This window comes from Acaryochloris sp. CCMEE 5410 (genome assembly GCF_000238775.2).
Classification (GTDB): Bacteria; Cyanobacteriota; Cyanobacteriia; order Thermosynechococcales; family Thermosynechococcaceae; genus Acaryochloris.
Genome location: NZ_AFEJ02000001.1, coordinates 2,866,435 through 2,893,343 on the forward strand (window position 1 = coordinate 2,866,435; position 26,909 = coordinate 2,893,343).

Consider the following 26,909-nt stretch of genomic DNA (forward strand, 5'->3'; position numbering starts at 1 on the left):
GCATCATTCACTATCTAATTCGAAGTTTGATAGTCTTCATGCCAACATCACCTTCTTAAAGGGGGTAGCTCAAGTCCATGTCCAATACCAAAACTAAGCAACAAGCTATCTCTGTGTCTCCGACAACAGATATGGTTCGTACCTATCTCCATGAGATCGGTCGAGTCCCTTTGTTGACCCATGAGGAAGAAATCGTTTTTGGTAAGCAAGTCCAGGCCATGATGGCGCTTTTAGACTTGCAAAAAACTGAAATGGATGAATTAGGGCGTGAACCTTCCTCAGAGGAGTGGGCAGCGAAAGCCAATCTTAGTCCCTCACAGTTGGAGCTGTCCCTGCACCAAGGACAGCAAGCCAAGCAAAAAATGATTGAAGCCAACTTAAGGCTGGTCGTGTCCGTTGCCAAGAAGTACCAAAAGCGAAACCTAGAACTGCTAGACCTAATCCAAGAAGGAACCTTGGGATTAGAACGCGGGGTTGAAAAGTTTGATCCAACCCGAGGCTATAAGTTTTCAACCTATGCCTACTGGTGGATTCGACAGGCGATCACCCGTGCGATCGCACAACAGGCTCGCACCATCCGACTGCCCATTCACATCACCGAAAAACTCAATAAGATCAAGAAAGCTCAACGTGAGCTATCGCAAAAGCTGGGACGCAGTGCCACTCCTGCTGAAATTGCAGAAGCCTTAGAACTAGAGCCCAGCCAAATTCGAGATTATCTCACCATTGCTCGTCAGCCTATTTCCCTGGATCTGAGAGTGGGGGACAATCAGGACACTGAGTTGCGAGATCTGCTGGAAGATGATGGGCAATCTCCTGAGCAGTTTACGACCACTGAGGCGCTGCGGGATGATGTGAATCAATTGCTCAAAGAGTTAACTCCCCAACAACGGGATGTCCTAATGCTCCGGTTCGGCCTCAACAACGGTAAAGAGTTGTCTCTGGCCAAAGTCGGCCAACAATTAAGCCTCAGCCGAGAGCGCGTTCGTCAGCTAGAACGGCAAGCCCTAGACTATCTGCGCCGTCGTAAAGGCGAAGTGCGAGAGTACATCGCTAGCTAGTCTGCTCATTCCATTTCTTTCCCTAAAGCGCCAGTGCATCATCTGCACTGGTGCTTTACTGTATAAATCTGCCACTGGAGACAACACCGGAGGGACGCGGTAGATGAGTTCAGCCCCTGATCCTAGGGAGTTAAAGCGTATGGCGGACTGGCTATATCAATATCCCCCTTTACTTGCAGGCACATTGATCAAACGATACAAACGTTTTCTAGCCGATATTGAACTCGATACGGGGGAAGTCGTCACTGCTCACTGCCCTAATACAGGTCCCATGACCGGCATGTGTGCCCCCCATAGTCGGGTGCAAATTTCTCAAAGTAATAACCCCAAACGCAAATTAGCCTATACCTGGGAGATGATTGAGGTTTGTGAAACCGAACCCACCTGGGTCGGGGTGAATACTCAAATCCCGAATCTTGTAGTCAAACAACTACTCCAAGACCGTCTTTTACATTCTTTAGGTGACTATGATCAGGTCAAATCTGAAGTGCGCTATGGTCAAGAAAAAAGTCGAATTGATTTTTTGCTGACAGGCAGCGCTCAGCCTGCCTATATCGAAGTTAAAAGTACGACTTGGGCCATCGAAAAACAAGCTTTATTTCCAGACACCGTTACGACTCGCGGCCAAAAACATATTCGAGAGTTGATATCGGTTTTATCTGCAGCCCGAGCATACTTACTCTTCTTTATTAATCGGGCCGATTGCACAACATTTGCCCCAGGTGATCAGGCGGATCCAGAATACGGAAAACTCCTCAGGGAAGCTGTGGCCGCAGGGGTTGAGCTTTTACCCTGTCGCTTTGAGATTACCCCCGAAGGCATTCGCTATTTAGGGTTGGCCACCGTCGACGAGAAGTCTTTAACAAGATGAACCGTAGTTTTAAATTAGTATGAGTATATTTCGCTGTTTTTTCTCTCAGCATCGAATTGATTTTTAGGGGGAAAAGCAAGATCCTCGCCTGAGGATGTTAGGGTAAATACGATTTAGTTGTGGGGTAGACATTTACGATGGTCGATCGCGATCGTCTATTTAGGGACTTACTCAAAAACCTTTTTCTAGAATTTGTCGATCTCTTCTTTCCAAAAATTGCGGTCGCTATCGACCCCAAATCGATTCGATTTCTAGAAGATGAAGAATCCCTTAAACCTCAAGAGCAGGGAGAGCATTCTCCTGCCTCTACCAAGCAAGAGGCGAGCTCTAATGTATTAGTGCAAGTGCGATTACGAGGACAAGAATCATGCTTCTGGGTACATCTAGAAAATTCATCTGAAACTAACATTAAGCTAGAGCGACGTATTTTCCATACCTTTGCTCGCCTGGATGAAAAATATAATTTACCGATTTACCCCATTATTTTGCAGTCTTCAGATAAGTCTCAACGTCTGGAAACCAATGGGTATCGGGTGGAATTCGTCGATCGTCGGGTTTTGGATTTTAGTTTTGTCGCCATTCAACTTCATCGATTAAACTGGCGTGACTTTTTGCAGCGTCGCAATCCTGTAGCAGCCGCACTGATGCCTACGATGAACGTTCAAACCTTTGATCGTCCCGTGGTCAAAGCGGAATGCCTGAGACTGCTGACCAACCTGCGTTTAGATGCCAAGAAAGTCAAAGTCATCTCTCAATTTATTGAAGCTTTTCTCCATCTCAATGCTGCTGAAGAACAGGTCTTGCAAACCGAGATGGAACGCATGGGCTTACTCGAGCGGGAGCGAATTACCAATCTACTGACGAGTACGACTCAAGCCAATCAACAACAAGGGGCCGAACGAGAAGCCCTCAGCCTGGTATTTCGCCTTTTAAAACGGCGAATTGGGGATCTTAATCCAGAACTTGAAGCTCAGGTTCGTAGCTTACCGGTCAATCAAGTGGAAGATTTGGGTGAAGCCCTCTTGGATTTCAATAATGAAGAAGACCTGAAAAACTGGTTGCGGGGAAAAACGTCTTAAAGCTGTCCCAGAAATTTATGGGTTTGAGGTACAACCCTAATTCGTCGACCCATCTGCTTGAGCTGCCCTTGCCAGGCCAAAACTTGATCGGGGGTGGGTGGCTGGACGGGGTGTTGCGCTGTTAAGGGTGTCACGGGTTGTAAGAACATCGGTACAGTAGGGCTAATCTCGGCAACTAGCTGGGCCGCTTGAACCAACTCCAACCAATCGGTTTGTTCGCCAATAATGAGCTTACAGAACACTTCTATATGGGCTTGATGGCACAATTCCAAGCTTTGACGATGTTGAGGCCAATGGGTTTCACCACTCACACTCGGTAACTTCAGATCCATGCCCACACTATCCAAGTAGGGCAACAGCGGATCGAGGGCTTCAGGATGATGACCGCCCGTTTCTAAGTAAATGGGTAACGAGGTCTGCTGCCGCAGCAAAGGCAATAAATCTCGTAAGAACGCCATCTGTAAAAGGGGTTCTCCACCTGTCAAGCTGATGCTGTCATGCATCCCAGGCTGATCCTGATCTTGAACCCACTCTAGGATCTGGGTGAGGGTCACTGGATTTGGATAGCAGGCAAAATCGCGACAGCCCGGCGTTTTTTCAATTTGACAGCTGCTTTTTGGGGTCCAGGTATGGGCGCTATCGCAGAAATGGCACCGGAGATCACAACCACCAAAGCGAATAAAAATTTGGCGAGTGCCAACATTTAGCCCTTCCCCTTGAATGGCGGAAAAAATCTCAACTAAGTTGGCGGTGGATGCAGTCTTCATAAAGGCGAATGCTGAGGGGCAACCCCATTGAGGGAAAACAGAGGTCGATGTTGCGGTTAGGTGGCATAGGATAGGGGATCGGATAAACCGAGTTGAGCAAATGCCGCTAATCGTAATTGGCAGGAATCACACTGACCACAGGCTAGAGGTGGTGAGCCACCGCCGTCACTGTAGCAAGACCAGGTCTGCTCCCACGGTACACCCAGTTCATTGCCCAATTCGATAATGGCAGACTTATGCAAATTGATTAGAGGGGTACAAATTTCGATAGCCTGCCCCTCCCGACCCAGCTTGGTCCCTAACCGAAACACCTCTTGCATGGCTTGGATAAAGTCAGGGCGACAGTCGGGATAGCCCGAGTAATCCAGTTGGTTGACGCCGATATAGACCTGCTCTGCTGAAATCGTCTCTGCATAGGCAAGGGCAAAGCTCAGGAAGATCGAGTTGCGGGCGGGCACGTAAGTGACGGGAATATGATCTGCCATCTCTTCGATGGAACGAGACGGCAAGTCGATTTGGGTATCGGTTAAGGCAGACCCCCCCCAGAGGGTGAGGTCGAAGGCCACAATTTGATGTTGAGTAACTTGGGCTGATTTTGTGATCGCAACCGCCGCATCCAATTCCTGGCGATGACGCTGCCGATAGTCAAACGAGATGGCATAACAGTCAGCCCCATCAGCTTTTGCTTTGTATAAAACAGTGGACGAGTCTAGCCCACCTGACAATAAAACAACTGCTTTCACATCCCATCTCCCTGACTACCGTCGTTATAAATCCTAAGTTGGGTACTTGCCATAGGGACATGAGTGACACATGAGAATTAGCGATGGGTTGCTCAGGACATCAAGCCAGTCGCAGCCAAAAGTCCCAGTGACTTATTGTATCGACTTCAGGGATGAGATGGGACCTACCTCAATCCGGACGCTCCATCGCCAGAACCCTAAGATTTTGTTAAGCACACTTAACAATAGCGAGTCTCAAAAACATGGACGAGATCCCTTTTCTTAAGAACGGTGATGATAAACGCCTAGGTATAAACACTTTCAAGCATCAGTCTAGAAAACGCTTACAGGCCGTTTATTGCTCATCAATCATTCTCAAGTGAGCAATACAGCATGAGTTTGGGCATACTAGCAATAAGAATTAAAATATGTTAAGTTAACTTTAGTTAACAACCTCAACACCTTAGGGAGCAAAAACCATGTCTTCTGACTTCAACAAAGGCATTATGAAGTTTGACAACGCTGACAACCCCATTACGGTTGCCCTATCAGCCATCATCATTTTTGGTAGCATCGGCCTCTTGATTGGCTGGAGTCTAGAAACTGCATATCTCGTCGGTCAACTGGGTTAAGCTTTAGCCACCACCACAATTTCTACCACTTGAAAGCCTGCTTGGCTTAACGTTTCAACGGCTGAGTTAATGGTTGCACCCGTTGTATAAATGTCATCAAGCAGCATAATCTTACTTCCACGGCTTTTCTGTGCTAGCTCAGGGCCTATTCGAAAAGCTTCAGCTACGTTAGTAAGCCGGTCTTGTGGAGACAAGCTAAATTGAGCTGCTGTTGCCCGTACTCTCACCAAACCGTTGAGCATCGAGTTTAAGCCTGTAAATTGGCAAAAACTATTGGCAATTAGTGCTGATTGATTGTATCCCCGCTCCCTCTGCCTGACTTTGTGAAGTGGAATAGGGATAACGATAGATTCTCTAAGGTGAGACTGAGTTTCTAACCAAGTGACTCCTAGAAGTTGCCCTAAAAGACGAGCAACTTGAGCTTGTTGGTCATACTTAAGACGACCTAATAATTGCTTCAGCGGCCCTTGATAATGCCCCCATGCGAGAAGCGGGAGCTTATCCACGAAGGTGAGTGGAATTGCTAACTGGCAAGTTTCTAGCTGATGACGGCAATCTAGACATATAAGTCCAAATGAAAGTCGCTGACACATTGCACAGCGAGACTGAAGAACAAGCTGTTGCAGCGACTGAAGTAAAGCGTTTTTCACCTCAACCAAGCCATATTGCTAGATTGGTGAATCCATAAGCTATCCTGCATGGTTTAGGAAGATATCGAGTAGAGTGTCTTTCATATTACGATCTGGAACTCAAAATATCGATATATTGCTTTATGGATTTAGTTATATCTCATTGACCAACAGGTGTTTGCACTAGGATGAGATCGTCTGTTCAAGACAATTTTGTGGAAAGCCTGTATTGGTTAAACAAGCTAGAAACAACTCACTCTCTGCGGGTGGGTGACGCTGCCTTAGGGCTGGCTGAGCTCTGTAATGCTCAGATGCCGGTTCTGCCCAGTGCAGTTATCGGTACAGAATCTTTTCAGCAGTTTTGCCGATCGATTGTTTGGTCTTCCCCTTTCTTAAGTGATTTTCCCCATGTAAGTTTGCGCATACGAGCAGCGCACCCCTTCCAGCTACAAGCGGTTGCAGAAGAAATTGCCCAAAGGTTTGAGCAAACTGATTTACCTCCACTGTGGTTACAGACCACTTCAGCAGAATTGCAGGGGCTATCCAACCGCTGGCGGTTGTGCCCATCCTTGACCTTACCGAAGCCTTGGACCCAATTTACCCCCCTCCTGACGGAGATGTTACCAGTTCAATACTGTTCATTGACCGGCATTGGCACAGCCATCAAACAAGCCTGGAACAGTACTTTTACAGCTCACACACTCCTGCTCATGCAGGAACGAGCGATTCCTATTGATCAATTACGCGTAGCGCTACTATTACAGCCCGTAACGTCAGCCCAGGCATCTGGATTTTTAACCGTCACAGAAACCCACATCCAGGTGCAAGCGACCCATGGTCTGAGCAAAAGTCTGATGATGGGCGAAATCTTACCTGAAACCTATACCTATGACCGCCAGGAGAAGCGGTGGCACCGCTATCCTGGCTCGATCACGAGTGCCTACCAAGCTCCTTTTGAAACATCTATCCCAGGAGAATTGGGTTTAGTACAGCAGATCCTGACACCCGTTTCAGACTCGTGGGTCCTTGAGCAACTCCAACTAGAGCAATTACTAGATTTAGCCCAGAAGCTTCCCCCTTTACAGTCTGAGTTACAAGCTGTGGAATGGATATTCTCTGGGAAAGAATCTGAGGAACTCCACATTGCAGGGTTAAGGCCAGCCCAGCCCTTGCCGCCTCTGACTGCCGCTCTTCAGCTCCGAAAAGAACCCGAGCTAGATGATAACTCTCGGGTAATCGCTGCCGGATTAGCCGCAGCAGTCGGCCAGGTAACAGCCCCGATTCTCATCTGTGAAGATCCAAGTCAACTGCAGCCTCACATCGTAGCCAACCAAATTGTTGTCCTAAAGCAGGTCGGGCCTGCCGACTGGATTTGGTTACAAAAGGTCGCAGGCTTAATTTGCACAACAGGCGGACATACCTCTCATGGGGCCATAATGGCCCGCGAATTAGGATTGCCTGCAGTGGTTGGCGTTGCTGGTGCATTAGAGACGTTCCAATCAGGGCAAATGGTGTTGCTAGATGGGAATCATGGCCAGGTCTTGGCTGCCCCCTCCTCCAGCTCCCTAGACAAAGTATCTTTATCGACTCCTACGAAACCTGCCTTCGATCTCGACCTGAAAACGACCCAGTTATGGGTCAATCTGAGCCAGTCTCAACGACTAGATCGGGCTTTACATCTGCCAGTCCATGGCGTCGGCTTATTACGATCTGAATGGTTTCTGCTCGATATTTGCCAAGGACAATTACCTGATGTTTGGATCCAACAACAGGGGGCTGACGCTTTTGTTAGCCATTTGAGCCACCATTTACTGTCTTTTGCCCAAGCCTGGCATCCTCGGCCTGTGTTGTATCGGTCCCTCGACTGTAAACAAGATGCTGCCCACTCGTTACAACCCGCCAACTCGATATTGGGACTGCGGGGAGGAGCGCAATATATGTATGACTCAACCCTATTTGATCTGGAATTGCAGGCACTGGCAAAGCTTTGTCACCAAGGCTGTCAAAATATACGCTTGATCTTGCCATTCATTCGCTCGGTCGAGGAATTTATCTTCTGTCGAGATCGGCTTCAAGTTGCTCATCTCCTGGAGCATCTACAGATTTGGATCATGGCAGAGGTGCCTTCGGTGCTTTTTCAACTGCCTGAGTATGTCGCGGCAGGGGTACAGGGGATTGCGATTGGCACCAATGATCTCACTCAACTGATCTTAGGCGTTCATCGAGAGAATACCTATTTGACAGAGCGATATGCAGCAAATCATCCGGCTGTGGTTGCCGCTCTCTCCCAATTGGTCAAGACTGCTAAATCCTTGGGAATTCCCTGTTCTATCTGTGGTCAAGCTCCGATTCAACACCCTCAGCTGATTCCCCAGTTTGTTGAATGGGGAGTGACCGCCATCTCTGTGGATTTGTCGGCAGTACCCACGACTCAGGTTGCGATCGCAACCGCCGAAGCACAGCTTAAATCTAGGACTGCTCCTTCTGCTACATCTTCAACTACCCAAAACGGTTGATGGGCTGAGATAATGGCGATGGGCGTCCCTCAATACGTCTTCGTTCATTTGTCTTTCCCTAAGCCATGCAAACTTACCACTACGCCCTTGCCAGTCAGCGCTATCTCTTTGAAGAAGAGCCCTTTGAAGAAGTTCTCAAAGAACGTCATCGCTACTACAAAGAAAAAAATAAAGAGATCGATTTCTGGGTGGTGATGCAGCCGGCATTTTTAGAACTGCCGGAAATGCAGGACATCAAAGCAAAGTGTCCTCAGCCCTGTGCAGCAATTGTGTCTACCAATCCAACCTTTGTGACTTGGCTAAAACTGCGTTTGGAATATGTGTACGTCGGTGAGTTTGAGGCCCCATCAGACACGATCCCTGATCCGCTAGCGTCTTTAGCGTCTGTTTAATGCAAGGGATCGAGGCTAACGCTCCAGTCCAAGAGTGGCGTTAGCCCGCCTCATAAATCCCTGTAAATACTTTTTCTGCAGGCCCCGTCATAAACACGGACTGTCCCTCTCCTGCCCAGCGAATCTGCAACGGACCGCCGGGCAATTCAATCGTGGCTTGAGATTGGCTCTTACCTGTGAGTACTCCTGCTACTAACACAGCACAAGCCCCTGTGCCACAGGCTAGGGTAGGACCTGCACCCCGCTCCCACACCAACATTTTGAGATAGTCTGGACGGATCACCTGGATAAATTCAGTATTAATGCGTTGGGGAAAAACAGGGTGATGCTCAAACTGAGGGCCTAAGGCCTGAAAATCAATCGCCTCTAAATCTTCAACAAATGTAATGCAGTGGGGGTTGCCCATACTCACACAGGTTACTGACCAGGATTGTCCGCCCACTTCTAGGGGCTGATTCACCACTGGATCGGTGCCTTCCCCTAGCGTGGTCGGAATCTCTTGAGGCACCAAAAAAGGAGGTCCCATATCCACCTTCACCAGGCCATCGGCCTGCAAACTAGGGGTGATGGTGCCTGCCAAGGTATGAATGCGATAGGTGATGTCTGTTTGGGGGGGCTTGCCTTCTAAATGGGCCAGAAATCGCGCTAAACAGCGAATACCATTCCCGCACATCTCGGGTTCAGATCCATCCGAGTTATAGATGCGCATGGTGTAGTCCGTGTCCCCGTCTGGGGGTAAGGCAAAAATGACCCCATCCCCACCGATACCGAAGTTGCGATCGCACATCTGCACCGCTTGGTCTGGCGTCAAACAGGGTTGAGCTTGGTGGCGATTATCGATCAGGATAAAATCATTTCCCAATCCTTGATATTTTGTAAACTCAACCCGCATCAGCATTCCTTAGGCAAAAACAACGTCTTTCTATACTACTCTGGCAGTCAGAGAAGTCTATGCCAAGATTTTTATGGGTATCATGGCAAGATAAACCATCTTTATAATGGCTCCACGGATCATCTCCACAACGCCTTATCTGTTCTTTTATCCATCTCGCGCCAAAAATAATGTCAACTGAACTTGATGTCAAACTGCCTAGTTTTCGGCAACTTCAGACCCTGATTCAAGAAGAATCTGAAGTTGAGATCAAATTAATCACCAACGATTTACTCGTCGGCAAAGTGCGTTGGCAAGATAATTTCTGCATCTGCTTACTCGATCATTACGATCAGCCGACCATTGTCTGGAAGCAGGCTATCGTCTTTCTCAAACCCAAACCTTAGACAATCTTCAGGTGTAAGATTGTGGCATTGAGACGGTCGCTCAACACAGAACTCAAAGCGTTTAGTAGCAACATATTCCGATTGGTTTGAAGTAAAAGGAAACGAACCATGACTCAGGGGGTTGACAGTCGAAGTTCCCAACCTTATCAGCCGATAGGGGCATATCTAGTGGAAGCAGGGTTACTAACAGACGCCCAAGTGGGTGTCGCCCTCGCTGACCAAAATGTCACCGCTATGCCATTTGGAGAGATTGTCGTGGCTCGAGGTTGGGTCAAAGAGCAAACCATTGAATTTATTATGCATCGGGTGGTACTACCTGAGCGGAGCATCCAAGCAGCATCCAACGGCATGCAAGATTGCTTAACCCATCGTCAACGCCCCGCACCTGGACAAATCATCCCAACTCAACAACTCCCCAAGCAGGGGTGTCTTGGCTCGGCTAGCGGAACCTAGTTCATTGCCATCTAGACTATATACTTGTAGACTGCATCCGTTTATCTCTGCATGAGTTATCAAAATCTTCGTAGGCTGAGCGTTCTCCTCTTCGCTACAGTAGGGAGCACCCTATCTGCCGCCTTATCTGCCCAAGCGTTAGACGTCACTGTAACCCCTAAAAAGCCCAGATTGGGTGATACCCTGGCCATTACCGTCAAACCTGATCCAGGCGAGCAACTCACACAAGCACCTGTCGTCAAAGTTGCAGGCAAAAAACTGCCCGTTTATCCCGTCGCGGCCAACCGTTGGCGGGCTTTTTTACCGACCATTCCCTTGGAAAAACATGGTCGTCGCAGTCTGATCGTGACGGGAAATCAACAAGCCCGCAACATGGTGCTGTGGATCGGGAAAAAATGGTTCCGGACCCAGAGCATTTGGTTGCCACCGGGGAAAGGGTCAGGCACAGACTTTGAATTCGATCGAGTGGATGCCTTTAAAGCCATTGTCTCTCCTAAAAAACTTTGGAGTGGCAAGTTCTTGCGTCCCAATAATGGCCCCCTTACGGCTGGGTATGGGATCAAGCGGATTTACAATGGCGATTACTCCGATCCCGATTATCATCGAGGCTTAGATTATGCAGGCTGGGGTGGCTCTCCTGTGAAAGCTTCAGCGGCTGGACAGGTGCGCCTTGTGGGTCGAGAATCCCAAGGGTTCCGGATTCATGGCAATGTCGTTGGCATTGATCATGGCCAAGGAGTGAACACGGTATATCTACATTTACGAGATATTAAAGTCAGAGAAGGTCAAAGGGTACAAGCAGGCCAAATCATCGGCACCGTCGGCTCAACGGGCGCATCAACAGGCCCCCACCTGCATTTTGGGTTAAATGTGAATGGTCAAGCCGTCGATCCCACTCCGTGGCTGAAATGGGGATTTCAGTAACAGCGGCCATTTTTCTCTCTGCATTCTGATTCAAGGCCGTGATCTGAGAGGATAAGTCTCAGATGGATTATGGAGGCCCCTAGAAGATTGCAGAAGCTGTTGCGACTATCTCAGATCATCGATGGCATCAACGAAGGCGTGGGCAAATTTACTGTCCTACTCGTTCCGTTGATGATCGTCCTTGGGGTTTGGAATACCTTAGGTCGAAAAATAGGCAATTTAATTGGCCAGAATCTGAGCTCTAATTCTCTGATTGAGGGACAAGCTTATTTATTTGCCCTTGTCTTTCTATTGGGGGCAGCCTATACCTTTAAGCACAATGGCCATGTGCGAGTTGATGCATTTTATGATCACTGGCCGCTCAAACGACAGACTTGGGTCAACTTCTTAGGGGCAATACTCTTTGTCATCCCTTTTTGTAGCTTGATGATCTATTACGTCTGGTCTCCCATCATCAATTCCTGGGAGGTTTGGGAAGTCTCGCCGGATGCAGGGGGGTTGCCCCGTTATCCCATTAAATCTGTGGTTTGTATCTTCTTTGTGCTGCTTTTACTGCAAGGCATTTCAGAAGCCATTAAAAACGGAATCAAGCTGAGACGGTTCAGCCTAGGCCAAGAAGGAGAAGCCGACCATGGACTATAACTGGCTGAGCCTAGCCATGTTTGTGGTCGCCCTAGGCCTACTGTCGGCCGGGTATCCGGTGGCCTTTACCTTGAGTGGCGTGGCCCTTTTATTTTGCATGCTACCCACCGCTATCAGTTGGGTCGATCCAGAAATTTTGGTGGATCCCAATCTGCTAGCCATGCCTCAAGAAATTTTCGCCACCATGCTGAGCAATACGCTCCTGGCGATTCCCTACTTTATTTTTATGGGAGCCATGCTGGAGAAATCGGGTTTGGCTGAGAAGCTGCTCGAAACCATCGGTATTCTCTTTGGGCCGATTCGGGGCGGACTCGCTTTGGCCGTGGTATTTGTGGGGGCTTTGCTGGCGGCGACCACGGGCGTTGTCGCTGCCTCTGTCGTCGCCATGGGTCTTATCTCTCTGCCGATCATGCTCCGCTACAACTACAGTAAGGAGCTGACGGCCGGGGTCATTGTCGCCTCTGGGACTTTGGGGCAAATTATCCCTCCCAGTGTGGTGCTAGTGGTGTTGGGGGATCAACTGGGGGTTCCGGTCGGCGACTTATTTCTGGGCGCCTTGATTCCAGGCTTAATGATTGCTGGGATGTTTGCCCTGCACATTATCATTGTTGCCATCTTTAAACCCGAGGCCGCTCCTGCTTTACCCCTCTCGGTCCGGGAAATTCAGGGAAAAGAGCTAGCCCTTCGAGTTATCAAAGTCTTAATTCCGCCCCTAGCCCTAATTTTCTTGGTTTTGGGCAGTATCTTTTGGGGCATTGCAACACCCACAGAAGCAGGCGCATTGGGGGCATTAGGAGCGATTATTTTGGCCTGGGCCAATGGTGAGTTTTCCCTAAAACGGCTGTTTGAGGTGTCAGAGTCTACCCTGCGCATCACCAGCATGGTGATGTTGATTCTGATCGGTTCTCGGGCTTTTAGTCTCGTCTTTATTGGTTTAGGCGGAAATGTTCTAGTTTCTGATGCACTGCAAAATCTACCAGGTGGCGAACTCAGCTTCTTAATCGTCAGTATGCTGACGGTATTTTTGCTAGGTTTCTTTATCGACTTTTTTCAAATTGCCTTTATCGTGGTACCCATTTTTCGACCCATTGCCCAAGCCTTGGGGATGGACTTGCTTTGGTATGGCATTTTGTTAGGGGTCAATTTACAGACCTCCTTTTTAACCCCTCCCTTCGGTTTTGCGTTGTTCTATTTAAGGGGGGTGGCTCCACCTGAGATAAAAACGTCAGACATTTATCGAGGCGCTATCCCGTTTATTATTTTGCAGCTAATCGTGTTGGTTATTTTGGTCCAATTCCCACAGATAGTAACGTTTTTGCCTTCCTTAAAGGCAGCACCGACTGGTGGCGTCTAGCAATATTTTTCCAAAAAATAAAAATATAGTCCCAGTGATGCCCAACTGCAAATATTTGGGAATACTAAGGGGTAATCGGCAAATCGGTTAGAGTACGATGCGTATTTATGACCTTGAGTCGCGATAACTTCTAGGACACTCCTAAGGCAATCTGTGAAACAAAATACATATTTTGTAATAAATAGAGCTATGATGGCCCTGACTGTTATTTCTCCATTAGGAGTTTAACCGGTATGTCCCATCGCGATCCTGTTATGAGTGTTCCCGCTACAGCGGTTGATCCAACTCACGCTCTTCTCCCCCCTCAACAAATGGTTGATCTACTGCAAGGCGAAATCCTCTTAGATGTCCGGTCCCATACCCATTGGGGCGGTGCAGTAACGGCAACCATGTACTTACCCCGAGTGCGATCGCATATTTGGTCTCAGCTCACCACCTACAGTCGCTGGGTGCGATTCTTTCCCGACATTGTCAAAAGCGAAGTCTTGGAACATGCTTCCAAAACGGCGGACCAAACCCATCGCCTTTATCAGGCTGCACGCAAAACGTTTTTCTTGCTGTCCGTCGATGTAGAAATCTTTTTGCGAGTGTCAGAACGTTTCCAAGAGAATATTAAATTTTCAATGGAACGAGGCAGCTTTAGCGACTTTTCTGCTGATCTGACATTGCAAGACTGTGGAGAAGGCACAATTCTCACCTACTCCGTCGCCGCTACGCCATTGATTCCCATGCCGTCTATTTTTATTCAGGAAGCCATTCGTGCCGACCTGCCTGGGAATATGAAGCACATGCGCCAGGCACTCTGCAGCTAGACTGCCCTCTATTAACTAGCCTGTTTAACCCGATTAATCCATCCTTGATGGATATCGAGGACTTGTGAATAGGGAAGATCAGAGTCGAAAACGAGGTCAAATAGGAAGGGCGGACAGTGCTGGGGAAACCAACGATTCAAAATCCGGCTGACTTGTAGTCGCAGAATAAACTCAAACACCAGCCACCTATTTCTGGGAAAGGAATAGTCTGAAAGCTCTCTAAGGGCATGAACTTCAGGAATTCTTTGGTCTGAGAACGCTAGTAGGGCTTGAGACCAATTATCTTGGTGTTGATCTAGGAGTTGATTAAACACCCACACATCTTGAAGGGCAGAATTACAGCCTTGACCAATGGAAGCCGACACCGCATGAACGGCATCTCCAATTAAGAGAATATTCGAACCCTCATGAAACCGTTGGCATCGAACCGTGGTAACGTTTGCCACGGGCCGCGATAATAATGCGTCTGCTTCATCCAGCGTCATCAGGGCGCCAAACCGGGGAAAATTCTCCTGGACAAAGGCTAGAATCTCTTCTTTGGTGTTGTACTCAGCGATGGGACTCTGATCGCGTTGGAAGACCAGCACTCCATTGAGCTGTGTGTTCCCTTGAGGGACCAACATCATGCGGACATTGTTGGGTAAATTCAAGGTATGGACTTTATCCACAGCCAGTGGCGCTCCATCTTCTGGCTGAGTCAGAAAGACTGATTTATAGGCATCGGGGATTAAAGTTTGTTCACAGGGGAAGTTGACCTGTTCAACTAAAGCCGCTCTTACCTTTGAATGCGCTCCATCTGCCCCCACAACGATATCGTAACTATGGGTAATGGCTTCACCGTTAGGTTGCTCGATTAGAAGGGTGTGCTCGGCTGAATTAAGGTGAGTACAGCGACAATCAAACTGGATGACCAACTGATCAGATGAGTACTGGTCTGACAAGAACCGCAGCAAGACCATCACCAGCTGTAGACGATCAATCATTAAGCTAGATGTCTGGCGAGGGATGACCCGGTTTTTGCCGGAGGCTTGATGCATGATCGTGCCATTACAAACCGTGCTGCGATCGGCGACAGCCTGTTCTAGGCCGGATATTGATCGCAGTGCCTGCCGCCCCCGCTCCTGCAATGAAATGGGAAAGGTTCGATTCTGAACTTGTGGGGTTAGCCTAGGGTCGGCCCGCTGCTCAAACACACTAACGCGATATCCTGGCCGTTTTAACAGGTATATCGCTAACAAAAGCCCCGCAGGACCTGCTCCCACAATCACCACATGCCGATCCGCCACCATGCACCTGCTCTAAGAATTCAGCACATGGGTCAATTATCTCATTTCACTGAAACTCGCTGCGCTATCAGTGGAAAGAACATCCGATACGCCTACGTCAAACACAACTCTGGAGTTGACGAAGGCACAACGGTTTGATCTTCGATCACACGATTCTCTTGGTCTACCAACACAACCTGGGGTTCAAATCCTTCGATTTCTTCCGGCGTTAGCTGGGCATAGGTCATAATAATCACCCGGTCACCACGAGTACCCAGTCGTGCTGCTGCACCATTTAACTCTACAGCCCCAGAATCAGCAGGAGCTGGAATAGCATAAGTGACCAGTCGCTCACCGTTATTCATATTCACGACTTGAACTTGCTCATAGGGCACAATCCCAGCCGCATCCAATAACGTTTGGTCGATACTGATGCTGCCCACATACTCGAGATTCGTCTCCGTAAGTGTGCAGTGATGGATCTTGGAGAATAAAAAGGTGCGATGCATATAGACCATTCTACTGTCAGTCTTTATAGTCTGACTGTAGGTCAGAACACCGATCCTCACCTACGTACTCTAAGATAGGGAGCTGAACCCTGTGTTCGAGCCAACGCCTACTTGAAATTCAGGACTATGGCTTCTACCATACCCTTAATCAGTGCTGTGAGCCAGTTTGATCGAGTACTCTGGCAAGCTGAAAACTCCGTTCGACAAACCGGGGAATGGGTTGAGTTTCAATGGCAACGTTTAGGCAATTGGGTATGGGGCAACGAAGCAGCCAGCCTGAATACGCCAACGTGGTGGGGCGATATTCTGCTGTGGATTGCTCGGGTACTAGCCGTGTTAATTGCTCTTTGGGTTTTACAAGCCCTCTATCAGCAACTCAAGGACTGGCGACGCTGGTTTTCTAGAAAGATAGCCGTGAGCGATGCCATTCAGCAGCCTCTCATTGCAGATCGCACTACAGTACAAGATTGGCTGCAGCAAGCGATCCAGGCTCAAAAGAATGGGGATTACGCCAAGGGCTGTCGTGCCCTCTATATGGCCTTACTACTGCGGTTAGAAGAAACCGGCTGGATCTACCGAGATCATGCCTTTACCAACCAGGAATATTTGCGCCGATTAGAATCTCAATGGGTTCTGAAGGCTAAACCCGCCCGTTTACAAACGACTTGGCGGCAGATTTTTCAAGTCCATGACGCGTCCTACTATGGAGCTGAATCCGTCACCCCTGAGACTTTTCAATCTTGTCAGCAAGCCTATGAAACGTTAGACGGAGAGTTGAACCAGCTCCCTGAGGTCAACCCATGACCCAAACGGCCCAATCCTACCCCACCCGCATTACCCCCAGCAAAGGGCCGGGGAAAAGATGGTTATGGGCAATCTTAGTCGCTGCGGCTTTGCTCATTCTGCTCTTTTTCAGTGCACCCAATCAGCAAGACGGGTCAACCTATAGTCGGTCCAATAAAGGCTACCGAGGGTGGTATGACTTTATGGTCGAACAAGGCTACTCCATCAATCGCTGGCAAAAACCTTATTCTGAGTTACAAGGCCAGAATCAAACCTTGATCCGCATTACTCCAAGCCTAGAGAAGGCAAGGGAGCAGGTCCCTTCTTGGGACAACTTTGACTCATGGGTATCGCAAGGGAATACAGTTATTCTTTTAACCTGGGATGGTCCTGTAACCGCAGCCTCGTTTAATAGTGATCTGGTCAGTGAAGCCGGTCCGGTCCGGATCGAAACTGCTCGGCGTCAAAAGATTGGTTCTAAACAGCAAAGCCATCTCAAAGATGACTATGGCAGCGTCGTTTGGTCACAGTCATTTGGCAAAGGCCAGATGATTTTTGCCGCCTATCCTTGGATTGGAGCCAATATCTATGGCGATCAGCCTGGCAATTACCTATTCTTGCAACAGCTAGTACCTGAGTCGAAGACGATTTGGATGGATGAATGGTTACATGGCTATCGCGACCAACAAAATCAGTCCGCCGAAGATGCTCGCAATCCTGAGAATCTCTGGCTGTTTTTTGCCCAAACTCCTGTCGCCGCCATGGCCATTCAAGGTGTCTTACTGACCTTGATTTGGATTTGGGGTCACAATCATCGATTTGGTTTGCCCTTACGGCTACCCCAAGCATCCAAAGACAATAGTCAGCAATATATTCAATCCCTGGCAGGAACTCTAAACCATGCCAATCAGCGAGAATTGGTCCTCACACAGTTGAGCCAATATCTGCGACAATCTTTAGCCCAACGGTTAGGGCTCACCAGTCGCCTGGAGAGTCAGTTGCCCACCGATAACGCCTTAGCAGCTCAATGGTCGATGATATCTGGACGGAATGACCAAGAGTTATTAGAGTTATTACAACCATCAGGCCAGCAGTCGATCACGGATCAGACTCTGTTAGCTTGGGTCAATAAAGCCGACGCTATTTTGCAGGATCTCCCTTGAACCCATCCTTTAAACAACTGCAACAGCAGCTTAGCCAAATCGTCATCGGTCAAGACGCTATCGTCGAAGGGCTGCTGATTGCCCTGTTGGCAGAGGGGCATGTCATTCTCGAAGGAGTCCCAGGAACGGCCAAGACCCTCATTGTTAAACTACTCGCTACGCTGATTAGTGCAGATTTTCGGCGTATTCAACTCACCCCAGATGTCTTACCGGCTGATATTTTGGGGACCAATATTTTTGATTTCAATAGTAAAAGCTTTACCCTCAGCAAAGGTCCAATCTTTACCCAAATCCTGCTGGCCGATGAAATAAATCGGACCCCACCTAAAACCCAGGCGGCTCTGCTGGAAGCGATGGAAGAGCGGCAAGTCACTCTGGATGGGAAAACCATTGCCCTGTCAAAGCTGTTTTGGACGATTGCCACCCAAAACCCCCTAGAGTTTGAGGGCACTTACCCCCTACCCGAGGCCCAGTTGGACCGATTCTTGCTAAAGCTGGTAGTCTCCTACCCTGGTAAAGCAGCCGAACAACAGATGCTCCACAATATCCTCAGTGGTTTCGAGCCACGGGATTTAAAGCAAATGCCCCTTGAGCCCGTAATTACGGTTGATCAAGTGCTGGAGGCGCGGCAACAGGTGCGTCGAATTCGGGTCGAAGGCCAAGTGCTCGATTATTTACTCGAGCTAGTGATGGCCAGTCGGCAACAAACGGAGTTGATGCTAGGGGCCTCTCCTCGGGCAGCCGTGGGTTGGCTACGGGCTGCTCAAGCCCATGCCTGGCTAGCCGCTCGGGATTTTGTGACACCGGATGATGTGAAAACGATTGCTGCCCCTTTGCTACAACATCGCTTAATCCTGAAACCCGAAGCCCAGCTCGATGGTGTGTCAATGGACCAAGTCATTCAGACTTTGCTGACCCGCGTCCCGGTACCTCGATGACTAACGCTTCTCAGTCCGAGTTTATTTCTCCCTTTCATCGGCAATCTGATTCGGTGGTACCGCCGCCAGCAAAACCCAATCCCCCGCAGCCCACTATTCCCCATTTATTGCCAACATCTCGGCTGTATTTGATATTAGGGCTGGGGTTCCTTATCCCCTTAGGTCTGGCCTGGATTCCAGGAGATGGCATTGAGTTAGGCTGGGCGGCCATGCTTCTCTTCGACATGGTGGTGTTGATAGTAACCTGGGTCGATTATCAGCGATCGCAATGGTGGGATATTCAAGTCACTCGCCATTGTGACCCACGACTATCCATTGGCCGAGATAATCCCATTCACTTAACCGTGACCGTTGGGTCTGGCCCTGGCAAAGCCCGACAAGCCCAACTGCACCTTAGAGATAGCTATCCACAAGACTTTCAGGCCGATCAGGACCGCCTGATTCTGCAAATTGCCCCCCATACTGAAACGGACGTTACCTATCATGTATTTCCCCCCCAACGGGGAGCGTTCCAATGGCAGGGCGTAACCTTACGGTTGCTAAGCCCTCAAGGGTTCGCCTGGAAAGCTTGGCAAATTCCTATTGAGACGGAGGTGGATGTCTACCCTGACTTAATGGGGTTGCGGTTACTGTCGGTGCGCTTAAGTTTGGAGGCAGCAGGCGGCTTACGTCGCCGTCAGCGCACCTTAGGAGGAACCGAGTTTGCCGAGTTACAGGAGTACAATCGGGGCGATGATCTACGACTGATTGATTGGAAAGCCACGGCCCGTCGAGGACACCCCTTGGTCCGGGTTTGTGAGCCTGAGCGAGACCAGCCCCTCTTGATTTTGCTCGATCGAGGACGACTGATGACAGCCCAGGTTGCGGGCCTAAAGCGGTTTGATTGGGCTTTAAATGCAACCCTATCCTTAGCCATGGCAGGCCTACGGCGGGGTGATCGCGTTGGCGTTTGTGTGTTTGACAATGACATTCACACCTGGATTCCGCCGCAATCGGGGAACTCCTACCTCTCTCGGATTCTAGAGCAGGTCTATAACCTAGAACCGGTAATGACGGAATCAGACTATGTGGCGGTGGCCAGTCGGGTGCTCAGCCAATATACCCGGCGGGCGTTAGTGGTGTTGCTGACGGATATTGTGGATGCGATCGCATCCAGCGAACTCCTAGCCGCTATGGCTCGTCTATCCCCGAGATTTTTACCCTTCTGCGTTGCTCTCCGCGATCCCTTAGTCGATAGTCAGGCTCACCAAGCTTTAGCACTGACCGAAGCCGCCAAGGATTTACAAATCCAGCAGTTATACGAACAAGCAGTCGCCTTAGATTTACTCCATCAACGATCCGTTGCCTTTGCTCAACTGCAGCAACAAGGTGTCTTGGTATTAGATGCCCCAGCCCCCAGCATTAGTGAGCAATTGGTGGAGCGATATCTCTTGCTAAAAGCCCGTAATCGTTTGTAAAATGCAGGGCCTACCTGAATCAACCTTCTATTCACCGTGTCTGAAGTCGAGACCCACCTGCAAATGATGAGCGCCTACACCAAAGGCCGTGAGGCCTTTGAACATGGTTGCTATCGAGAAGCTGTAGAAGCCTTTTTACAAGCCATCGCTTTAGTCAATCGGAATTCTCCTTTGGACGGCGAAATGCAAATGTGGCTGGTGACGGCCTATCAAGCGGCAGGACAACAGCAAGAGGCCATTAGTCTATGTCGCAAACTACAGATGCATGCTCACTGGGAGACGCGCAAGCAAAGTAAGCGACTGCTGTACATTTTAGAAGCCCCGCAACTCGAGAAAAAGTCAGAATGGCTGACCCAAATCCCTGATTTAAGCGATGTCAATGAAGAAGATGTCAACGAACGGATGGGCGTCGGCACCTTCACACCATCCGTTCTTAAACCTCACCCCCCTGAACCAGAACCAATTGATTGGAGCCAAGTCGACACCAAAGAAAGCAATATTGTTGGGGTTGCCCTCATTGCACTCCTGCTAGTCCTAGGAGGCTTAGTATGGTTGGGGTGATGGTCCGTCTCTAGATCTCTCCTCTCAGTATGAGCACAATGCCATAGCGTGCAGGATTAAGATCATAAAAATGACGACAAGATAATATTCAGTCCAAAAATGGGAATGTTAGAGTGACAATAGACACTCACCCCGACCCCAAGAATGTCTTAGGCATAAATTCTGCATTGAGTGGGGTGAACAATAACCTCAGTCCCAAATGGCAGACTAGTCTTTATCACCAGTGGAGTTGCTAAGGCGTGGATTATTCCCAACCCCATATCTCTGGAAGAGATGTTCAATCTGAAATCCTGCAGTTGAACCAACAAATCCAAATGCGAGATCAATTAGTAGATCAGCTTTCAAGTGAGCTGTATCGACTGATTAAAGCAAATCCTGCAGCCCTTCCACCGGCCCAAGGACTGAGTCCAACTGCTCCAGCTCTCCCGATGCCAACCTCCCCCGCCCCTGAGGCCAATCAAGGGGACTTGACCGCTTTGGAATCCCAAATCGAATTTTATCAAACCCAAATTGATAAGCGGGATGCTCAAATCGCTCATTTACAGAGCTCTTGCCAAAGTCTAAGCGAGCGCAATCAAATGCTGGAGCATGTCATTCAAGAACTGCCAGAGGTCTATCGTCAGAAATTTTCCAATCGGCTTAATCATGTCAAAACCAAAGTGAAATCTTTGCAGTTGGAAAATCGCAGATTATACTCAGCCCTGCAGGATTCTAACTATCCCTCAACAACCGATAGAATGTCCTTACCTGCTCGCAGCAAAGCCGCCCGAGAACGGACATCATCATCCATAGAGTGAATGAAGTGAAGTGGGGCCGAGTTCGGTCAATCCACCTTCCACCTTGGATTCAACGCTAGATGATGTTGTTCTTCCTGTCCTGGATAGAGATTTATTTTCATGCCAAGACATAGCGCTTTTCTTAATTGTCAGGCAAACTTAGGAAGCAGTAGCCATATTGTTACCTTCCAGTCTAATTTTTGTTGTGAAAAGCCCTAATTATGAGAATATTGGTCACCGGTGGTGCTGGTTTTATTGGATCTCACTTAATTGACCGCTTGATGGCAGACGATCACGAAGTGATTTGTTTGGATAACTTTTATACGGGACGTAAACATAATGTTCTGAAATGGTTAGACAATCCCAACTTTGAAATTATTCGCCATGATGTAACAGAGCCGATCCGCCTGGAAGTGGACCAAATTTATCATTTAGCGTGCCCAGCGTCGCCTGTCCACTATCAATATAATCCTGTCAAAACCATTAAAACGAATGTAATGGGTACCTTGATCATGTTAGGGCTAGCCAAGCGGATTAAGGCCCGATTTCTCTTGGCTTCTACATCAGAAGTCTATGGAGACCCAGAAGTACATCCTCAAACGGAAGAATATCGAGGAAATGTGAATCCCATCGGCATCCGTAGCTGCTACGACGAAGGTAAACGAGTGGCTGAAACCCTAGCCTTTGATTATCATCGTCAAAATAACGTCGACATCCGAGTCGCTCGCATTTTCAACACCTATGGTCCCAGGATGCTGGAGCAAGATGGGCGAGTCGTCAGTAATTTTGTCGTTCAAGCGTTGAAAGGCATCCCTTTAACCGTCTATGGCTCCGGCAAACAAACCCGTAGCTTCTGCTATGTCTCGGATTTAGTCGAGGGCCTGATGCGACTGATGAATGGGAACAGTATTGGTCCCATCAATTTGGGTAATCCCGATGAGTATACGGTGTTAGAGTTGGCCCAAACCGTTCAATCTATGGTCAACCCGGATGCCGCCATTGAATATAAGCCTTTACCAGCAGACGACCCACAACAACGTCAGCCGGATATTACCAAAGCTCGAACCGAATTAGGATGGCAACCCACCATTCCTTTGAAAGATGGTTTAGAACGTACCATTGAACATTTTCGAACTCGACTTTAGGTAAAACTGCAAAATTAGAGGACCCACTGCCTTAGGCAGCTCAGTACTCTATTTCCCCCTTGACGATGCGCCCTTGAATACATTGCTGGTTATATAGGAGTTTTATATGAAAGTCTGTGTGATTGGAACAGGTTATGTCGGTCTAGTGACTGGCGCTTGTTTAGCTCGCATTGGTCATCACGTCATTTGTGTTGATAACAACGAAGAAAAAGTCAAAGTCATGCAGGCTGGTCAGTCCCCTATTTTTGAGCCTGGCCTATCAGAAATTCTGCGTGAGTCCATTGATGCTGGCAATATTGAGTTCACAACGGACTTAAAGGCGGGTGTCGAACATGGCGATATTTTGTTTATTGCGGTGGGCACTCCGGCACTGCCGACAGGAGAGAGTGATACCCGCTATGTTGAGGCGGTGGCTAGAGGGATTGGTTCTCACTTAACGGGTGACTATAAGGTCATTGTCAATAAGTCGACGGTGCCGATTGGCTCGGGGGACTGGGTGAAGATGATTGTCTTGGATGGCCTGGCAGATGCTAAAAAGCAGGCTGGAGAAGCAATCGACACCTCTAATTTAGACAGCAAAGGCTTGTTCGACGTCGTCAGTAATCCTGAATTTCTCCGGGAAGGCTCTGCCGTTTTTGACACCTTTAACCCCGATCGCATTGTTTTAGGAGGGGCCGATCCCAATGCGATCGCAAAAATGCAGGAACTCTATGAGCCCATCGTCAAACGCCAGTTCGCGGAAGATCAATCTCTTCCACCTGTCCCCGTGGTGGTCACGGATCTGAGTTCTGCAGAAATGGTGAAGTACGCTGCGAATGCCTTTTTGGCCACCAAAATTAGCTTTATCAATGAAGTGGCTAATATTTGCGATCGCGTCGGTGCTGACGTGGTGCAGGTCGCCAAAGGCATTGGTTTAGATTCCCGAATTGGCAGTAAATTCCTCCAAGCGGGCCTCGGCTGGGGGGGATCTTGCTTCCCTAAAGATGTATCGGCCCTGGTGCATACGGCTACAGACTATGGCTATGAAGCGATCTTGCTAGAGTCCACCATCAAAGTGAACCGGCATCAGCGTGTGATCGTGATTGAGAAGCTCCAGCAGACCCTGAAAATTTTGAAGGGGAAAACTGTGGGGCTACTGGGTTTAACCTTTAAGCCCGATACAGACGATATGCGAGACGCACCAGCCCTCACACTAATCGATGAGCTTAATCGCCTAGGGGCCAAGGTTAAAGCCTATGATCCCTTACTATCCCAAAGTGGTTCTAGTCATGGCCTATCTAACGTCAGTGTAGAAACGGATGTTGAACGTTTAGCCGATCATTGCGACGCCCTGGTCCTGGTCACGGACTGGGATGTCTTTGAGACGTTGAATTACAAGCGGATGGCCGAGCTGATGACACATCCTGTGATTATTGATGGTCGTAATTACCTGGATCGCAAGATGCTGGAAGAGGCTGGCTTCCAATATGTTGGCATTGGCCACTAATTCCCGGCCGCATCGAGCTTAAGATCCGACCGGCTCGATGCGGCCATAGCGGGCCTTAAAAGTCAGATGAGGCTGTTCAAGCTGATTGAGCCAGGCCCACATCTGATCCCCTAAACAAAAATGCCACCATTCGTTTTGATGCCGTTGGAAGCCTGCTTGGCTCATGGCATCGCACATAATCCTACGGTTTTGATCGGCTTGCTCTGCAAGCCGTTTTTCGTTGGGTGGGGTTTGAGGATTGTTGGCCAGATCTGCAAAGTAGTGGGGATGCGATCGCACCGACAATTCATCAATCTCAGATCCCATAAACACAGGCTCATCTGTCTGTTGATCAAACAGAGTGATATCTACTGCAGCGCCAGTACTGTGCGGAGGAGGTGACTTGGGATTCAGGTTGGGGGGAGCCCATAATCCATAGACTTCCTGCCACGCGGCTTCTGTTTGACTGGACGATAAGGTCTCTGCATGCCAGCCTTTCTCTTTGAGTACTTGGTCATAAGTGAAATTCACCATAAAAGCCTGTACCGCAATGGGGCGATAGGCATCAAAAATCATAATTTGCCAATGAGGCTGACGCTGTTGTAAGTAGTCTTGAGCAGCTTGGAGAGCCGCTAGCACGCCCTTCCGGAGGAAATAGGGAGATGCCTGTTCATAGGGTGCACCTAAAACTTCATAAGGATGAGGCGTTTCAAAGGCAAAGAGATCCTGAGGAATGGGTAACAGCGTCTCTCCTGATTCAACAATCGGCATTTGCAAATAAGGTTTGCTGATCGGCATACCAAAAACTCAAACTAGAGGGAATACACAGAGGTCAGGGTAGTGATGGCATCCCTTAAATCAGTACTTAAGGCTCCCATCAGACCATCCCCAAGGGCTGACAACTCCAACAACCATAAGCTGACTCATGACTATCGCTAGCCTGATGATACAGATTTTACAGGCTCTCTAGCATTCACCTGTTCGTTGTGTAATCCATACCGGCTCCTTTTGTAGCTGTCTAGCTGAATGCCATCTAAATTGACATCTGATAAATCAGCCCCTCGCCATGAGGTGTGGGCAAAATCTTTGAGTTCTGTGACAAGGTTGGCTATCACTTGGAGCGTTATCCCCAAAAAAACGAGACAGAGGAGGCTCCAAGCGATCCCTGCCACCAGTTGTTGGACATTCAAGAGACTACTGGCTCGAGTGCCACTAAAAAAGCAAACGCCATACGCCGCGCACCCACCGACGGTATAGATGGCCACGGTAACCAGTCGGGTCCTAGCCATCACACTCATCCCCAAACTGAAGACTCCCCCAACACAGGCCATCAGGACAGCCGCTTGAGGATCATTCTTGAGCATCACCCCACCATAGAAGAAACCTAGTAGTGCACCTGTGGTCAGAGCTGCGATGGGTTTGACTCGTTTTCGACTGGGGAAAATTGCACTACTGATGCCAGCACTTGCCAAAAAACCGAGCAAGGCTAAGAGATAAGGGTAGGTTGAGATCTCCGAGGTGAGACCTAATGCACCAAAGAGCATCTGACTCATGGCATAAAAGGCCAGCCCTACAAAATCGATAACGACCAATAGCCCGATTAAGATAGACTCAGGACCATAACCTACCCTGGCTCGATCAAAATTGGCCCCTTGTAATTGAGCCAAATCGAAACTACATCCTCGAAGATCAGAACCACTAAAATTGGCCTGCTGTAAATTCTGACCTCGAAATGAACGATTCCGTAGGTTTCGGTTAGACCACTTGTGTACTTTAGCCATGCAACGATTACGAATTTTGGGATGGGCAGCCATCTGTTTTAGTTTACTAACCCCTTTATACTGTTATGGCAGATCACAATGGCAACGTCCGGCCCAAACCCCTCAGATACAGCAGTTGTTTGCCGGTATTACCTACCAACGGCAAGTTTATACTTCTCCGCGCCCCTATATCGTTCATATTGCCAAGATTGATCTCACCCATCCTGGTATTCGAGTGATCGCGACCCCAGGGCAGCCTGCAGACGATGACAATGAGTTCCGTGCCCAACCGACCTCAGCCTTTCTCACCCAGTTTCGCCTGCAGTTAGCCATGAACGCAGGTTATTTCTATCATTTCAACGAAAAAACCCCTTGGGATTATGCGCCTCATACAGGCGGTCGGGTGAATGTATTAGGACAGTCCATTAGCATGGGACAACCCTATTCTCCTCCGCAGAAACAGTGGCCCGTTCTCTGCCTTGATCAAAACCAGCGGGGCCGAATTGTAGAAACGGGACATTGTCCATCTGATACCCTCCATGCTGTAGCGGGTAACTATATCCTTCACCCTGATCAACCACTACAGTTGGATTCAGATAAACCCTATGCCCGTTCAATTGCAGCCTTGGACCCAACCGGAACAACCCTCTGGCTGATTGTAGTAGATGGCAAACAGCCCGACTACAGTGAAGGAGCAACTCTTGCTGATATTGAGCAACTGATCAAACAGATTGGCGCTGATATTGCCCTCAACCTCGATGGTGGCGGATCCACAACGTTAGTAACGTCTACCCGATCTGGAGCGAAACTGTTGAATGCGCCGATCCATGGCAAGTGGCCCATGAATGAACGACCCGTTGCAACCCATTTGGGTATCTATGCCTCCCCCATAGGGGAAATGGCTGATGCCCAGTTCAATTCTTCACAAAACGCCCCCTGAATCAATCATGCCCTT

At 48.8% G+C, this 26,909-nt stretch carries 29 protein-coding genes; 21 read left to right on the top strand and 8 right to left on the bottom strand.

All coding sequences use genetic code 11. The features are described 5' to 3' along the window. Positions 1-77 precede the first annotated feature (77 nt). From ON05_RS13145 to ON05_RS13155, 3 genes are all read left to right on the top strand, one after another. The gene (locus tag ON05_RS13145; RefSeq protein ID WP_010467783.1) at positions 78-1,061 is read left to right on the top strand and encodes an RNA polymerase sigma factor, RpoD/SigA family; all 984 of its coding nucleotides are present in this window, start codon (positions 78-80) and stop codon (positions 1,059-1,061) included. 139 nt (positions 1,062-1,200) lie between these two features. After that, on the top strand, positions 1,201-1,932 hold the full coding sequence (gene sfsA, locus ON05_RS13150) for a DNA/RNA nuclease SfsA (RefSeq protein WP_010467781.1): 732 nt from the start codon (positions 1,201-1,203) through the stop codon (positions 1,930-1,932). A gap of 137 nt (positions 1,933-2,069) precedes the next feature. Further along, positions 2,070-3,011 carry a DUF4351 domain-containing protein gene (locus tag ON05_RS13155; protein WP_262561699.1) on the top strand — a complete coding sequence of 314 codons (942 nt, stop codon included), beginning with the start codon at positions 2,070-2,072 and terminating at the stop codon, positions 3,009-3,011. On the opposite strand, the gene ON05_RS13160 is transcribed toward ON05_RS13155, so the two are convergent. Both ON05_RS13160 and queC read right to left on the bottom strand, forming a co-directional pair. Beyond that, positions 3,008-3,778, bottom strand: coding sequence for a 7-carboxy-7-deazaguanine synthase QueE (locus ON05_RS13160; protein ID WP_010467778.1), 771 nt, complete (start codon positions 3,776-3,778; stop codon positions 3,008-3,010). The genes ON05_RS13155 and ON05_RS13160 overlap by 4 nt on opposite strands. A 56-nt stretch (positions 3,779-3,834) precedes the next feature. Next, the gene (gene queC / locus ON05_RS13165) at positions 3,835-4,521 is read right to left on the bottom strand and encodes a 7-cyano-7-deazaguanine synthase QueC (protein WP_010467776.1); all 687 of its coding nucleotides are present in this window, start codon (positions 4,519-4,521) and stop codon (positions 3,835-3,837) included. Positions 4,522-4,979: 458 nt separating this feature from the next. On the opposite strand from queC, the gene ON05_RS13170 reads away from it, so the two are divergent. Beyond that, positions 4,980-5,132 (top strand): hypothetical protein, encoded by a 153-nt coding sequence (locus ON05_RS13170; protein ID WP_010467774.1) that lies wholly within the window; start codon positions 4,980-4,982, stop codon positions 5,130-5,132. On the opposite strand, the gene ON05_RS13175 is transcribed toward ON05_RS13170, so the two are convergent. Further along, on the bottom strand, positions 5,129-5,638 hold the full coding sequence (locus ON05_RS13175; RefSeq protein ID WP_139025561.1) for a ComF family protein: 510 nt from the start codon (positions 5,636-5,638) through the stop codon (positions 5,129-5,131). The two genes, ON05_RS13170 and ON05_RS13175, sit on opposite strands and share 4 nt — an antisense overlap. 311 nt (positions 5,639-5,949) lie before the next feature. On the opposite strand from ON05_RS13175, the gene ON05_RS13180 reads away from it, so the two are divergent. Together ON05_RS13180 and ON05_RS13185 are read left to right on the top strand one after the other, a co-directional pair. Beyond that, complete coding sequence (locus ON05_RS13180) at positions 5,950-8,277, top strand: putative PEP-binding protein (protein WP_010467769.1); 2,328 nt, start codon at positions 5,950-5,952, stop codon at positions 8,275-8,277. A gap of 65 nt (positions 8,278-8,342) precedes the next feature. Beyond that, the gene (locus ON05_RS13185; protein WP_010467767.1) at positions 8,343-8,669 is read left to right on the top strand and encodes an MgPME-cyclase complex family protein; all 327 of its coding nucleotides are present in this window, start codon (positions 8,343-8,345) and stop codon (positions 8,667-8,669) included. 40 nt (positions 8,670-8,709) lie between these two features. Here ON05_RS13185 and dapF read toward each other — a convergent pair whose 3' ends face one another. Beyond that, positions 8,710-9,561, bottom strand: a complete 852-nt coding sequence (gene dapF / locus ON05_RS13190; protein WP_010467765.1) for a diaminopimelate epimerase — start codon at positions 9,559-9,561, stop codon at positions 8,710-8,712. A gap of 170 nt (positions 9,562-9,731) precedes the next feature. On the opposite strand from dapF, the gene ON05_RS13195 reads away from it, so the two are divergent. From ON05_RS13195 to ON05_RS13220, 6 genes are all read left to right on the top strand, one after another. Next, the gene (locus ON05_RS13195; RefSeq protein WP_010467763.1) at positions 9,732-9,947 is read left to right on the top strand and encodes an Hfq-related RNA-binding protein; all 216 of its coding nucleotides are present in this window, start codon (positions 9,732-9,734) and stop codon (positions 9,945-9,947) included. Positions 9,948-10,055: 108 nt separating this feature from the next. Then, entirely contained in the window at positions 10,056-10,400 is a 345-nt protein-coding gene (locus ON05_RS13200) for a hypothetical protein (RefSeq protein ID WP_010467762.1), read from the top strand. Between the two features lie 51 nt (positions 10,401-10,451). Continuing rightward, positions 10,452-11,324, top strand: coding sequence for a M23 family metallopeptidase (locus tag ON05_RS13205; protein ID WP_010467760.1), 873 nt, complete (start codon positions 10,452-10,454; stop codon positions 11,322-11,324). An 87-nt stretch (positions 11,325-11,411) separates the two neighbouring features. Next, positions 11,412-11,966 (top strand): TRAP transporter small permease subunit, encoded by a 555-nt coding sequence (locus ON05_RS13210; RefSeq protein WP_039778451.1) that lies wholly within the window; start codon positions 11,412-11,414, stop codon positions 11,964-11,966. Next, complete coding sequence (locus tag ON05_RS13215) at positions 11,956-13,320, top strand: TRAP transporter large permease subunit (protein ID WP_010467756.1); 1,365 nt, start codon at positions 11,956-11,958, stop codon at positions 13,318-13,320. The genes ON05_RS13210 and ON05_RS13215 overlap by 11 nt, the downstream gene beginning before the upstream one ends. A 233-nt stretch (positions 13,321-13,553) precedes the next feature. After that, positions 13,554-14,132, top strand: coding sequence for an SRPBCC family protein (locus tag ON05_RS13220; RefSeq protein ID WP_010467754.1), 579 nt, complete (start codon positions 13,554-13,556; stop codon positions 14,130-14,132). Between the two features lie 11 nt (positions 14,133-14,143). On the opposite strand, the gene ON05_RS13225 is transcribed toward ON05_RS13220, so the two are convergent. Together ON05_RS13225 and panD are read right to left on the bottom strand one after the other, a co-directional pair. Continuing rightward, entirely contained in the window at positions 14,144-15,421 is a 1,278-nt protein-coding gene (locus ON05_RS13225) for an NAD(P)/FAD-dependent oxidoreductase (protein WP_010467753.1), read from the bottom strand. 89 nt (positions 15,422-15,510) lie between these two features. Beyond that, complete coding sequence (gene panD, locus ON05_RS13230) at positions 15,511-15,906, bottom strand: aspartate 1-decarboxylase (RefSeq protein ID WP_010467751.1); 396 nt, start codon at positions 15,904-15,906, stop codon at positions 15,511-15,513. A gap of 126 nt (positions 15,907-16,032) precedes the next feature. On the opposite strand from panD, the gene ON05_RS13235 reads away from it, so the two are divergent. From ON05_RS13235 to ON05_RS13270, 8 genes are all read left to right on the top strand, one after another. After that, positions 16,033-16,710: a DUF4129 domain-containing protein gene (locus ON05_RS13235; RefSeq protein ID WP_010467749.1), complete on the top strand. Its 678-nt coding sequence runs from the start codon at positions 16,033-16,035 to the stop codon at positions 16,708-16,710. After that, entirely contained in the window at positions 16,707-17,852 is a 1,146-nt protein-coding gene (locus ON05_RS13240) for a DUF4350 domain-containing protein (RefSeq protein ID WP_010467748.1), read from the top strand. The genes ON05_RS13235 and ON05_RS13240 overlap by 4 nt, the downstream gene beginning before the upstream one ends. Then, entirely contained in the window at positions 17,849-18,790 is a 942-nt protein-coding gene (locus ON05_RS13245; RefSeq protein WP_010467746.1) for a MoxR family ATPase, read from the top strand. The genes ON05_RS13240 and ON05_RS13245 overlap by 4 nt, the downstream gene beginning before the upstream one ends. Beyond that, complete coding sequence (locus ON05_RS13250) at positions 18,787-20,247, top strand: DUF58 domain-containing protein (RefSeq protein WP_010467744.1); 1,461 nt, start codon at positions 18,787-18,789, stop codon at positions 20,245-20,247. The genes ON05_RS13245 and ON05_RS13250 overlap by 4 nt, the downstream gene beginning before the upstream one ends. Positions 20,248-20,310: 63 nt before the next feature. Further along, positions 20,311-20,808, top strand: a complete 498-nt coding sequence (locus tag ON05_RS13255) for a tetratricopeptide repeat protein (protein WP_010467742.1) — start codon at positions 20,311-20,313, stop codon at positions 20,806-20,808. 239 nt (positions 20,809-21,047) lie between these two features. Then, positions 21,048-21,605 (top strand): Npun_F5560 family protein, encoded by a 558-nt coding sequence (locus tag ON05_RS13260; protein WP_010467741.1) that lies wholly within the window; start codon positions 21,048-21,050, stop codon positions 21,603-21,605. Between the two features lie 200 nt (positions 21,606-21,805). Beyond that, positions 21,806-22,729, top strand: coding sequence for a UDP-glucuronic acid decarboxylase family protein (locus ON05_RS13265; RefSeq protein WP_010467739.1), 924 nt, complete (start codon positions 21,806-21,808; stop codon positions 22,727-22,729). 106 nt (positions 22,730-22,835) lie between these two features. Beyond that, a complete protein-coding gene (locus ON05_RS13270) occupies positions 22,836-24,215 on the top strand; it encodes a UDP-glucose/GDP-mannose dehydrogenase family protein (RefSeq protein ID WP_010467737.1) in 1,380 nt (459 codons plus the stop codon). Between the two features lie 18 nt (positions 24,216-24,233). Here the strand turns inward: ON05_RS13270 and ON05_RS13275 are convergent, their stop codons facing one another. Next, complete coding sequence (locus tag ON05_RS13275; RefSeq protein ID WP_010467736.1) at positions 24,234-24,992, bottom strand: M15 family metallopeptidase; 759 nt, start codon at positions 24,990-24,992, stop codon at positions 24,234-24,236. Positions 24,993-25,129: 137 nt separating this feature from the next. Further along, positions 25,130-25,975 (bottom strand): pentapeptide repeat-containing protein, encoded by an 846-nt coding sequence (locus ON05_RS13280; protein ID WP_039778449.1) that lies wholly within the window; start codon positions 25,973-25,975, stop codon positions 25,130-25,132. Between ON05_RS13280 and ON05_RS13285 the strand changes: the two genes are divergently transcribed. Next, positions 25,974-26,894 (top strand): phosphodiester glycosidase family protein, encoded by a 921-nt coding sequence (locus ON05_RS13285; protein WP_029314919.1) that lies wholly within the window; start codon positions 25,974-25,976, stop codon positions 26,892-26,894. The genes ON05_RS13280 and ON05_RS13285 overlap by 2 nt on opposite strands. The last annotated feature ends 15 nt before the right edge of the window (positions 26,895-26,909 follow it).

Excerpts from the sequence above, each read along its gene's own strand:
- ON05_RS13215 (WP_010467756.1), top strand. The coding sequence starts at position 11,956 with ATGGACTATAACTGGCTGAGCCTAGCCATGTTTGTGGTCGCCCTAGGC.
- ON05_RS13160 (WP_010467778.1), bottom strand. The coding sequence starts at position 3,778 with ATGAAGACTGCATCCACCGCCAACTTAGTTGAGATTTTTTCCGCCATT.
- sfsA (WP_010467781.1), top strand. The coding sequence starts at position 1,201 with ATGGCGGACTGGCTATATCAATATCCCCCTTTACTTGCAGGCACATTG.
- ON05_RS13275 (WP_010467736.1), bottom strand. The coding sequence starts at position 24,992 with ATGCCGATCAGCAAACCTTATTTGCAAATGCCGATTGTTGAATCAGGA.
- ON05_RS13235 (WP_010467749.1), top strand. The coding sequence starts at position 16,033 with ATGGCTTCTACCATACCCTTAATCAGTGCTGTGAGCCAGTTTGATCGA.
- ON05_RS13280 (WP_039778449.1), bottom strand. The coding sequence starts at position 25,975 with ATGGCTAAAGTACACAAGTGGTCTAACCGAAACCTACGGAATCGTTCA.
- ON05_RS13250 (WP_010467744.1), top strand. The coding sequence starts at position 18,787 with ATGACTAACGCTTCTCAGTCCGAGTTTATTTCTCCCTTTCATCGGCAA.
- ON05_RS13240 (WP_010467748.1), top strand. The coding sequence starts at position 16,707 with ATGACCCAAACGGCCCAATCCTACCCCACCCGCATTACCCCCAGCAAA.
- ON05_RS13185 (WP_010467767.1), top strand. The coding sequence starts at position 8,343 with ATGCAAACTTACCACTACGCCCTTGCCAGTCAGCGCTATCTCTTTGAA.
- ON05_RS13285 (WP_029314919.1), top strand. The coding sequence starts at position 25,974 with ATGCAACGATTACGAATTTTGGGATGGGCAGCCATCTGTTTTAGTTTA.
- ON05_RS13200 (WP_010467762.1), top strand. The coding sequence starts at position 10,056 with ATGACTCAGGGGGTTGACAGTCGAAGTTCCCAACCTTATCAGCCGATA.
- ON05_RS13265 (WP_010467739.1), top strand. The coding sequence starts at position 21,806 with ATGAGAATATTGGTCACCGGTGGTGCTGGTTTTATTGGATCTCACTTA.
- ON05_RS13145 (WP_010467783.1), top strand. The coding sequence starts at position 78 with ATGTCCAATACCAAAACTAAGCAACAAGCTATCTCTGTGTCTCCGACA.
- ON05_RS13195 (WP_010467763.1), top strand. The coding sequence starts at position 9,732 with ATGTCAACTGAACTTGATGTCAAACTGCCTAGTTTTCGGCAACTTCAG.
- ON05_RS13220 (WP_010467754.1), top strand. The coding sequence starts at position 13,554 with ATGTCCCATCGCGATCCTGTTATGAGTGTTCCCGCTACAGCGGTTGAT.
- panD (WP_010467751.1), bottom strand. The coding sequence starts at position 15,906 with ATGCATCGCACCTTTTTATTCTCCAAGATCCATCACTGCACACTTACG.
- ON05_RS13270 (WP_010467737.1), top strand. The coding sequence starts at position 22,836 with ATGAAAGTCTGTGTGATTGGAACAGGTTATGTCGGTCTAGTGACTGGC.
- dapF (WP_010467765.1), bottom strand. The coding sequence starts at position 9,561 with ATGCGGGTTGAGTTTACAAAATATCAAGGATTGGGAAATGATTTTATC.
- ON05_RS13225 (WP_010467753.1), bottom strand. The coding sequence starts at position 15,421 with ATGGTGGCGGATCGGCATGTGGTGATTGTGGGAGCAGGTCCTGCGGGG.
- ON05_RS13170 (WP_010467774.1), top strand. The coding sequence starts at position 4,980 with ATGTCTTCTGACTTCAACAAAGGCATTATGAAGTTTGACAACGCTGAC.
- ON05_RS13205 (WP_010467760.1), top strand. The coding sequence starts at position 10,452 with ATGAGTTATCAAAATCTTCGTAGGCTGAGCGTTCTCCTCTTCGCTACA.
- ON05_RS13180 (WP_010467769.1), top strand. The coding sequence starts at position 5,950 with ATGAGATCGTCTGTTCAAGACAATTTTGTGGAAAGCCTGTATTGGTTA.
- ON05_RS13255 (WP_010467742.1), top strand. The coding sequence starts at position 20,311 with ATGATGAGCGCCTACACCAAAGGCCGTGAGGCCTTTGAACATGGTTGC.
- ON05_RS13155 (WP_262561699.1), top strand. The coding sequence starts at position 2,070 with ATGGTCGATCGCGATCGTCTATTTAGGGACTTACTCAAAAACCTTTTT.